This is a genomic window from Facklamia sp. P13069 (assembly GCF_050409405.1).
Taxonomy (GTDB): Bacteria; Bacillota; Bacilli; order Lactobacillales; family Aerococcaceae; genus Facklamia.
Genome location: NZ_JBNUPN010000021.1, coordinates 24,931 through 34,556 on the forward strand (window position 1 = coordinate 24,931; position 9,626 = coordinate 34,556).

The 9,626-nt window shown below is 36.3% G+C and carries 10 protein-coding genes; all 10 read left to right on the forward strand.

Annotated elements, in window-relative coordinates:
- Nucleotides 1–62: 62 nt before the first annotated feature.
- Nucleotides 63–1,883, forward strand: coding sequence for an ABC transporter ATP-binding protein (locus tag ACQV2T_RS07085; RefSeq protein WP_428893438.1), 1,821 nt, complete (start codon nt 63–65; stop codon nt 1,881–1,883).
- Nucleotides 1,883–3,697: an ABC transporter ATP-binding protein gene (locus tag ACQV2T_RS07090; RefSeq protein WP_428875264.1), complete on the forward strand. Its 1,815-nt coding sequence runs from the start codon at nt 1,883–1,885 to the stop codon at nt 3,695–3,697. The genes ACQV2T_RS07085 and ACQV2T_RS07090 overlap by 1 nt, the downstream gene beginning before the upstream one ends.
- A gap of 491 nt (nt 3,698–4,188) precedes the next feature.
- Nucleotides 4,189–4,431: a transporter substrate-binding domain-containing protein gene (locus ACQV2T_RS07095; protein WP_428874120.1), complete on the forward strand. Its 243-nt coding sequence runs from the start codon at nt 4,189–4,191 to the stop codon at nt 4,429–4,431.
- A 5-nt stretch (nt 4,432–4,436) separates the two neighbouring features.
- Nucleotides 4,437–4,703: a hypothetical protein gene (locus tag ACQV2T_RS07100; protein ID WP_428893439.1), complete on the forward strand. Its 267-nt coding sequence runs from the start codon at nt 4,437–4,439 to the stop codon at nt 4,701–4,703.
- Nucleotides 4,704–4,939: 236 nt separating this feature from the next.
- Entirely contained in the window at nt 4,940–5,215 is a 276-nt protein-coding gene (locus tag ACQV2T_RS07105; protein WP_428893440.1) for a hypothetical protein, read from the forward strand.
- Nucleotides 5,216–5,430: 215 nt separating this feature from the next.
- Nucleotides 5,431–5,805, forward strand: coding sequence for a hypothetical protein (locus ACQV2T_RS07110; RefSeq protein WP_428874115.1), 375 nt, complete (start codon nt 5,431–5,433; stop codon nt 5,803–5,805).
- Between the two features lie 449 nt (nt 5,806–6,254).
- Complete coding sequence (glnA, locus tag ACQV2T_RS07115) at nt 6,255–7,595, forward strand: type I glutamate--ammonia ligase (RefSeq protein WP_428874116.1); 1,341 nt, start codon at nt 6,255–6,257, stop codon at nt 7,593–7,595.
- A 111-nt stretch (nt 7,596–7,706) separates the two neighbouring features.
- Complete coding sequence (locus ACQV2T_RS07120) at nt 7,707–8,174, forward strand: GNAT family N-acetyltransferase (protein ID WP_428874117.1); 468 nt, start codon at nt 7,707–7,709, stop codon at nt 8,172–8,174.
- Between the two features lie 4 nt (nt 8,175–8,178).
- Entirely contained in the window at nt 8,179–8,988 is an 810-nt protein-coding gene (locus ACQV2T_RS07125) for a hypothetical protein (RefSeq protein ID WP_428874118.1), read from the forward strand.
- Nucleotides 8,989–9,121: 133 nt separating this feature from the next.
- Nucleotides 9,122–9,626 (forward strand): LysM peptidoglycan-binding domain-containing protein (locus tag ACQV2T_RS07130; RefSeq protein WP_428885413.1); only part of this gene is annotated, 505 nt, incomplete at its 3' end.

Below are 9,626 nucleotides of genomic sequence, written 5' to 3' on the forward strand. Positions count from 1 at the left end.
TTTCTGTTTTGAAGGTGCATTTTCCTTCTATAATATTGTCAAGAAAAGGAGAGGTGATTGCAATGAGAGACCGCACCCATACTTTAAAATTTTTAGTCACTCGTTTGTGGCAATTTGATCAATGTTTTTTCTTTTATTATTTCCTCGATATTGTATTAAGAATTATGACCCCCCTTTATCAACTATTTGTATCGGTCCATCTTATTTCTATATTAATGAAAGAAAGTGACCTCTTATCCTTTTCAAAGCAAGTGTTAGGAGTCATCGGTGGATTAATTGTTTTGGAAGCTTTAAAAACATTTGTATTGACTACCATAGAAAAGCATAGAGTATCATTTCACATACATATGTTTAATGATGTTTTTGCAGAAAGAGCAAGATTGGATTATCCTCTGTTAGTCGGGTCAGATGCCGCTAAACTCTTTGATAATGCGTCACGGTGTTTAGACCATAGTGAGGAAGCATTGGGTGGTATCATTGCGAACTCTGCTGAAGTGATGATTGCCTTGCTATCCGTTTTAATCTACATCAATGTTTTAGCTCAACTGTCTAGTATCTTTCTCTTGTTACTGGTCGTGATGATCAGTGGCTTATTGGTAATCAAGCATTTCCAAAATAAATTATTAAAGGCTAATCGTCCCCTTCATGTCAAGAATAATACGAAGTTTAGCTATTTGAATCATACGATGGGAGATCAACGAGTGGCTAAAGATGTTCGACTCTATTCCATGAGCGCTTGGTTTAAGGACATTTTCGATCAACTTTGGGCAGACTATGAAAGGATTGTGCGCCCTGAGAATAAATGGAAACGGATTGAAGGGCTCTATGTAATGGGCATGCTAGTGATCATGATGGGCCTTGCATATCATCAAAGTGTGCAAGAGATTCGAGCAGGCCAAATGGAGCCGTCAAACTTTTTGATTTATGCGAGCTTGGTAACCATGATGGCAAGCAGTTTAACCAACTTTATTAATGCGAGCGCCACCTTTTTCTTACAAAATGAAAAGTTAATGGCTCTGTATTATTATTTTAACCAGAGACCCGTCTTGAACCACCAGCCGCACGAAGCAATACCACAAGAAATTAAAACAATCGAGTTTCGTAATGTGACCTACACTTATCCGAATGCGAACCGACCGATTATTAACAACTTCAATTTAAAGATTCATGCTAATGAAAAGCTAGCTATCGTGGGTGAAAATGGAGCAGGCAAAACCACTTTAATTAAATTAATGCTAGGACTTTTAAAACCCGATCATGGTGAAGTATTAATCAATGGCATTGATCGAAGTAAATTTGCTATTGAAGATTATTACCGCCTGTTTGCGCCTGTTTTTCAAGATAATTATCTTTTTACGTTTACGATCAAAGACACTATTCTTCAAGGATATGAGGAAGATTCGCTTCGTTACCACCAAGTGCTCAATCAAAGTGGTATGGCTAAAGTGGTGGCCAGTTTGCCTCACGGCGATCAAACTGCCATTGTTCGTGAAGTAAATAGTGAAGGCATGCAGTTATCCGGTGGACAATTACAAAAATTAAAGTTAGCGCAAGCTTTATACAAAAAGGCTCCAATATTAGTACTTGATGAACCGACAGCGGCTCTTGACCCGATTAGTGAGAGTGAAGTCTATCAGAATTATTTAGCCTTTTCGAAAGGGAAGATCGCCCTGTTTATATCCCACCGTCTAGCCTCGACCCAATTTTGTGAGCGAATTATATATTTACATAAGGGGCAAGTAGCAGAAGAGGGAAGTCACAAAGACTTAATGCAAGAAAAGGGCGCTTATTATCATATGTTTGAAACGCAAGCTTATTATTATCGGGAGAAGATCACAGAGCCTGAGAGTGAAGAACTTAGTGAGCAAGGAGGATTAATCTAATGACCAAGCGCCAATTATTTCTAAGAACATTTAAAGATATCTGGCAGTACGGTAAGCAAGGGCTTCTTTATAAGTTAGTAATCAGTATTTTTTCTAGTGCCATTCCTTTCTTAAATTTCATCTACATTGCTCAAATCCTAACTCATTTAGCAGCCAAAGATTTCGACCACGTCTATCAGCTAATTGCTCAATACCTCGTGCTCTTTTTAATTTTAAATACGCTGGTCCATTGGTTAAAACCAATGGTCGACAAAAAACATCAAGCCATACTGCGTAAAATAACGGCTTTACCTAACGAAAAATTACTGGTCATGAATTTCCACTATGCGGATGAGGCGACGATTAAGGAAAAAATCCACCAAATAAACCGTGATCAAATTCAAAATGCTTCCAGTTTCAAAGTTATTTATCATAACACTTACTTATTAGTGGAAGCTCTCGTTCAAATTGTTTTTGCCCTTATTCTTTTAACGCCTTTGTGGCAATTGGATAAAGGGTATCCTTTCAATTGGTTTCATCCTTATAGTTTAAATGGTATACTCATTGTTCTTATTATAGTAGTCATCACACTTCAGACAATTTGGTCTCAAAAAACCATGCAAGGAGTGGACGAGTTATCCGGTTGGTTACTTAAGACGAATAATGCCTTTAATTATTTGGCTCATAACCTGAGTGAAGTAGAAGCTGGGAAAGAAGTGAGACTGTATCATTTACAAGATAAAATTAAACAGCATACGCAAAGGTATTTGGATGAATATAAGGTGTTTGAGAGAGTGTACTATGGAGGCTTTGGTAAAGTTCGCTTAATCAACAATGTGGGTTCACAACTTGTCACCGGAGCCATTTATTTATTAATTGGGGTACGTGTTATTTCTGGGAATTTATCGGTAGGCTTGGTTGTTCAAATGATTGGAGGGATCAACCAATTGATGGTGTCTTTGATTGAAGCCATGGCGTTTTTAAACATTTTTGCCCAAACAGCTCCCATGCAAAGGTACTATGAATTAATGGATTTACCTGATGAAGAAGCCAAAGGTTCTCTTCCGATTGAAAAAAGACTGGATAATGATTACCAATTGACTGTAAAGAACCTTTCTTTCACTTTCCCAGGTGCTGATCAAGCAACCTTACAGGGTATTACTGAAACGTTTGAAGTGGGCAAACACTATGCGATTGTTGGAGAGAATGGATCCGGTAAGACGACATTCATAAAAGTGTTGATGCGACTTTATGAACCTACTCAAGGAAAAGTTCTATTGAATAAAATTGATGCCGATAAATACGCTTTAAAAGAATTTTACCAATTATTCTCCGTGGTTTTTCAAGATTTCCGGTTGTTAGGACTTTCTATGGCAGAAAATATTGCAGTTCGACCAGATTATGATCGCCATCAAGTAAATAATGCGCTTAGAGAACTAGGTCTGAACGATTTTGTAGAAACGCTTGATAGAGGAATTGAAACATATTTAGGCACGGAGTATGATCCTGAGGGGGTCCATGTTTCTGGTGGGCAGGCTCAAAAAATTGCCATGGCCCGTGCCATATATAAAGATGCGCCAGTTTTTATTCTAGACGAGCCGACGGCAGCCTTAGATCCGGTGGCTGAATTTGAAATTTACCAAAATTTTTCCCAAATTGTAAGGGATAAAACAGCCTTCTATATTTCCCACCGTTTGTCTTCTTGCCGCTTTTGTGATGAAGTTCTCGTTTTTGATCGAGGACGAATTGTTCAAAGAGGCAGTCATGAAAACTTGGTTCACCAAGAAGGTAAATACAAGGAGTTGTGGCAAGCACAAGCACAGTATTATCAGTAAACAGTCACAGACATCTCTTGTTTTTGAGATGTCTGTAGTTGTATAGTTTTCGTTTTAAATAGTTGCCTTAAGTAACTCTTGTTCAGAATGATGGAAGGAAAACGCGTTGAAAAGTTTAGGCCCTGCACCCATCCAAACAGGATAGGAAGCACTATTAGCTGAAAATCGTTCATTGCTCAGAGCGAAGTTGATTTTTATTGGCCTGTTAAAGGCAAATTTATTTTTAATATCTAGTCGCTTAAATTTTTAATATAAAGAGAGTTTTAAGCAATATCATCATTTTAGTATTATAATATAATAACGTAAAATTTTTGATGCTGATTAAGATTCACTATGTAATTATAGGATAAGAAGTAATAATGTGAAAAAATTGTTCAACCACTGATAAAAAGTGGCCGGTTTTAGCCACACTATTAATGAGTGTAATAATAAGTGGATTTACGGTTAATGCTCAAAATAAATAGCCATCCAACCAAGAAACTTATTCTATTATAACTGCTTCTGATTATGCACCTTTTGAATTTACCGATGATGAAGGTAATCTTAAAGGAATTGACATTGAAATTCTCGAAGCTATAGCTGATGAAGCCGGCTTCAAGATTGATTATAAAATTATGCCTTCTTCTGGCCTGCAAGCCTTAGAAAGTAATCAAGCAGATGGGATGATTGCTGCTATGGGTATAACTATGAAAGAAAAGAGACCTTTGATTTCTCAGACCTTTATTTTGAAGTAGGCTCGATGTTTACAGTGAAAGAAGATTCGAAGATGGTGGGCGATATTTTGGAAGTTATGCCAAATTTAGCAAATGATGGAATGACCATGGTGGTAACCCACGAGATAGGCTTTGCCCGCGAAGTGTCAGACCGAGTGATCTTCGTGGAAGAAGGCTATGTAATTGAAGATGCCGATACCAATCTAATTTTTAAACATCCTGCCGAAGCCAGAGCCAAAAGTTCTTGGATAAGGTGTTATAATCAATTGCGACTCAGTCTAATTATAGGCTGAGTTTTTAATTGTATCTAACTAGTATATTAAGACGTGTACCTTCTTGAAAATAATATTGTTTAGGAAGATTTAAATATGCAACCCTTAGACCAACTCCACAAAACTATTGCAGACCCAATGAATCAAGCGTATAGTAAAAAAGGTGTTCTGTCACCTTATAAATAATGTAATAGGAAAGATTAGTCATTGTGAAGCAAGCCCCAAGCAAAAACCAGAGATCTGTCCCCTCTTTTGGAATGATCCCAGTATGTCTGGTCCAAGCCTTTGTTGCTGCGGCAGCAGCAACGGCTATTTTAGAACTTTTAATTGCTTATGGGGTGGAAGAAGTTATAAGTGCGGGCTGCTGTGGGACTTTAGAAGAGATAGCAGAAAATACTTTTTTAACTCCTTTTAAAGCCTTGCGAGACGAAGGGACTTCCTATCATTATCAAGAAGCTACTCGTTTTGTTGAAATGAATCGTCATGCTTTAAAAGCGATTGAACAGGCCCTATCCTACCACCAAATGTATTAATAACTTTGAAGACAGACGGACTCTACCGTAAAAGGAAGGACATGGTGGCTCATCGCAAGGAAGAAGGGTGAGCTGTAGTTGAGAAGATGATTCCTTTGATGATGCTCTCATTCTTTGATGAGATGCTGTGATGAATCTTTGATGAAAGATACTTTCGCCTTTTTAAGACTTACTTTAGCTTGTGATATAATTAAACGAAATAGAGGAGGAATAATATGCAGGTAAAGATTACAAGAAATGCTTATTTTATGGGGGGATTAATGCCCCTAACTGTCTATCAGGATGGCAAGTCAATTGGGAAAATACATACGAATGAGACAATCACTCTTGAGGTAGTAGAAGGTTCAACTATAGTTGTTAAGCAATTAGGGATGAGAAGCAATCCCCTAGAGGTCAAATCGGGTGATTATATAGAGATTTCAGGTAAACCCTGGTTAGGTCTTCTTCAAGTTGTTCTTCTAATTAGTTTTCTTTTTTTATCATATATTTCAGACAATACTTTTAAAATAATTAGTTATTTTATACTACCGATTCTCTATTTTTCCTCCGTATTTTTAATTGAAAATTTTAAGCTGGAGAAAAAGAAATAAAATCATCCTGTAATTTAGGAACTATTTTGCTATTCCATTTATAGATAATGAGAATCTAATGGCATCAATTATGCAGCTGATCGATGATTTATAGGCGAAAAAACAGGCTAATTGAATCATTATCTTGAGCTGTGTTTCAATCCTATTAAGCATAATGCTGATAAAAGTAACTCTAAGTATGAAGTTAAAAAGATCATTAAAAATAAGCGATTTCTAAGTGTCAAACTTCTGACAGCTCCAAGATGTCTTTTCTTATCCCGAGTCCAAATACTTTAGAAGTTTTGAGTAATAACTCCATTTATTTTAAGTCCCCCTTATAGAAAGGAGAAAAATAAGTGGATTTATATTTCTGAACGTTCGGAAATTCAACTTAAGAAACTTTAGATTAAAGTGAAACAAGTCCCAAATAGAGGACTATAATGAGCTTATTCTTAGCTTAGGAGGCAATTATGTCACAAAACAAATGGACACGCGCAGCGATCTTACAGGATATTAAGGAACAAAAGGTTCAATTCATTCGTTTAATGTTTACCGATATTATGGGGAAAATTAAAAACGTAGAAATTCCAGTCTCACAAATCGAAAAAGCTCTTGATAATAATATGACTTTTGATGGTTCCTCCATTGATGGTTTTGTTCGGATAGAAGAAAGTGATATGTATTTGGTACCGGATTATGATTCTTGGTTAGTTTATAATTGGAAAGAAGGAAGCGGTAATGTTGCTTCTTTAATTTGTGATGTGGAAACAGCCCATCGTCAGCCCTTCTCAGGTGATCCGAGAACTAACCTGAAAAGAGTGCTTACTAAAATGCAAAAACTAGGTTTTACTTCATTCAACTTGGGGCCAGAACCAGAATTTTATCTTTTTAAAAATGATGAGAATGGGAATCCCACCATGGAATTAAATGATAAGGGAGGCTATTTTGACTTAGCTCCGATTGATTCAGCAGAAAATACTCGTCGTGATATTGTTTTAGAGTTAGAAGACTTAGGGTTTGAGATTGAAGCCAGTCACCATGAATGCGGACCTGGCCAACACGAAATTGATTGGAAATATTCAGATGCTTTAACAGCTTGTGATAACATTCAAATTTTCAAATTAATTGTTCGCTCAGTAGCCCATCGTCATAATATGCACGCATCCTTTATGCCAAAACCGGTTTATGGTTTGGCAGGTTCAGGTATGCACTTTAATCTGTCTTTGTTTACAGAAGATGGTAATGCTTTTTATGACCCGGAAGGTAAAGAGGGGCTTTCGCAAACAGCTTATTATTTCATTGGTGGTTTAATGAAGTATGCATCAGCTTACACAGCTATTGTGAATCCAACTGTTAATTCATACAAGCGCTTAGTCAGTGGCTATGAAGCGCCTGTTTATATTGCCTGGTCTGGTCAAAACCGTTCACCATTAATTCGCATTCCAGCTGCGCGTGGTAATTCTACTCGTATCGAAGTTAGAAGTGTAGATCCTTCAGCTAATCCTTATTTAGCCTTAGCTTCACTATTAACAGCTGGACTAAAAGGGATTGAGGAGAAAATTACTCCTCCAGCAGAAGTACGTGAAAATATTTATGAAATGGATCAAGAAAAACGTATGCTTAAAGGGATCTATCAGCTCCCAGCTAGTTTAAAAGAGGCTGTGAATGCACTGAAGACCAGTCCAGAAATAATGGAAAGTTTAGGTGAACATATCGCCAGTAACTTTATTCGAGAAAAAACATTGGAATATGAGGATTATTTAAAAAATGTTTCCCAATGGGAACTGGATCGATATTTTGAGACCTATTAATAGAGGTAGAGAAAATAAGGACTTAGCATTCTTTATTGCTTAGTTCTTATTTTATTGTTAAAATCAATAAGTAATTAATAAGAGCGCATCCATTAAAATAGGAGGGCTTAAATGACATGGAAAATAAAACAATTTAATGACTTGAGCACTTACGAACTTTATCAAATATTGCAATTACGGTGCCAAGTATTTGTGGTTGAGCAAAAGTGTCCCTATTTAGACATTGATTATTTAGATATAGAGGCTGATCATTTATTCCTTGAAGAAAATGGGGAAATATTTGCCTATTGTCGATTATTAGCTCCTGGGGTGAGTTTTGAAGAAGCATCAATTGGTCGTGTTTTGGTGAAAGAAGATCAACGGAATCAAGGCTTATCTTATCAAATAATGACTAAAGCTATTGAATTTCTATTTAATCAAAAAAATTATCCTTCGATCAAGCTATCCGGTCAAACTTATTTGATCGATTTTTACAAGGGCTTAGGCTTTCAACCAACTAGTTCAGTTTATCTTGAGGATAATATTGAACACATTGATTTACTGTTAAATAAGAAACTTCATAATGGAGAGAAGGAATGAAAAAATGAAAAAAATGATATTAAGTTTAATTGCAACCGTTGTGCTATTGCCACTAGTCAATCCTATTGATGCTGAGGATGACCAAACAACAGTGGAAGTAACTAGCGAGTATGTATCAAAAAAAGATGATCAAGCAATTATTGAATTTTTACCACAGGCTTATCTTGAAGCTAAGATGGAAGTAAGTGATGAAATTGAAGCCTTTAAAGAAAAATACAGAAAGTTCCGTTTAACGGAAGTCTATCAGGACCTGCTGAAAGAAGACCCGGAAGTTGAGAATTTTACCGGTTATATGTCGGTTGCTTTAAATCAGCTAAACAGTATAGTGGATCAAACTTACCTAGTTTATTTGAGAAACTACCAAGAGCGATTGGCTAAAATCGAACAAGATTTTGAGTTGGGACAATTGCAATTAACAGAAGAAGTTGCCAAGTTTGTTTCGGATTATTCTTTAACAGAGCCTGAGAAAGTAAAAGCTAAAGAATATAGTCAAGAGGAATTATTAACTCATTGGAAAAATTATGCCTATTACCAGCAAACATTAGACTTGGATAAACAAATGGAAAGTTTGTATCAAAAACATTTTGATAATCTTGCTTCATTGCCTGAAGACCAGCAAACTTATGAGGCCAATCGTGATAAAATTCAAGATATGTATCAGGAATTCGTAGATCAATTAGAATTTGCTGACCAAATTAAAAAAAGTGATTTGACTAAGATCAGTGAGTCGCAGGAGACGCTTAGTGATTTATTAGAACAATTAAAAAACATATCGCTTGAGGATGCAATTAAAGAGCAAAAGCTTTTTGAATAAATAGATTTTTATAGCCAGTTTTACTGGCTTTTTTATTACAAATATTACGAATGCGTATTATTCATTATTTTTACACAATGATATGATATACTTTGTAAGTGAAGTCAACCGAATTAATAAAGGAGGATCCATAATGAGACACAAAGCAATCAAGACAAGCCTATTGTCTATTTCAATGTCAGTATTAGCTACAGTAGCAGTTACTCAAATAGATAACTTACCAAGTGTTTATGCCCAAGAAAGTAATTATGCAATCGGTAGTTATACGGTACAGGCCGGCGACGGAGTTTATCGTATCGCGGTTAATCATGGAATGACTATGGATGAGTTGAAGGAATTAAATGGTTTAACTAGCAACCTAATCCATCCAGGAGATGTACTGAAGGTATGGGTGAAGAATGCTCATTCAGTTGTAGAAAATCAGGCAGATATTAAAGAGGAGACAACAGAAACACCTACAACAAAAACAGAAACAAGTCCGACAATTAATCAAAATGTTTCTACTAATCAACCAGCAGTATTTGTATCTCATGCAAAAACTTACACCGTACGTTCAGGCGATTGGTTAGCTAGAATAGCTGACATGCATGGGATTACGGTTGCGCAATTGAAGTCTTGGAATAATCTAAGAAGTGACT

Coding starts and splice junctions, on each gene's coding strand:
- glnA (WP_428874116.1), top strand. CDS start 6,255: ATGTCACAAAACAAATGGACACGCGCAGCGATCTTACAGGATATTAAG.
- ACQV2T_RS07125 (WP_428874118.1), top strand. CDS start 8,179: ATGAAAAAAATGATATTAAGTTTAATTGCAACCGTTGTGCTATTGCCA.
- ACQV2T_RS07105 (WP_428893440.1), top strand. CDS start 4,940: ATGATCCCAGTATGTCTGGTCCAAGCCTTTGTTGCTGCGGCAGCAGCA.
- ACQV2T_RS07090 (WP_428875264.1), top strand. CDS start 1,883: ATGACCAAGCGCCAATTATTTCTAAGAACATTTAAAGATATCTGGCAG.
- ACQV2T_RS07120 (WP_428874117.1), top strand. CDS start 7,707: ATGACATGGAAAATAAAACAATTTAATGACTTGAGCACTTACGAACTT.
- ACQV2T_RS07110 (WP_428874115.1), top strand. CDS start 5,431: ATGCAGGTAAAGATTACAAGAAATGCTTATTTTATGGGGGGATTAATG.
- ACQV2T_RS07085 (WP_428893438.1), top strand. CDS start 63: ATGAGAGACCGCACCCATACTTTAAAATTTTTAGTCACTCGTTTGTGG.
- ACQV2T_RS07100 (WP_428893439.1), top strand. CDS start 4,437: ATGTTTACAGTGAAAGAAGATTCGAAGATGGTGGGCGATATTTTGGAA.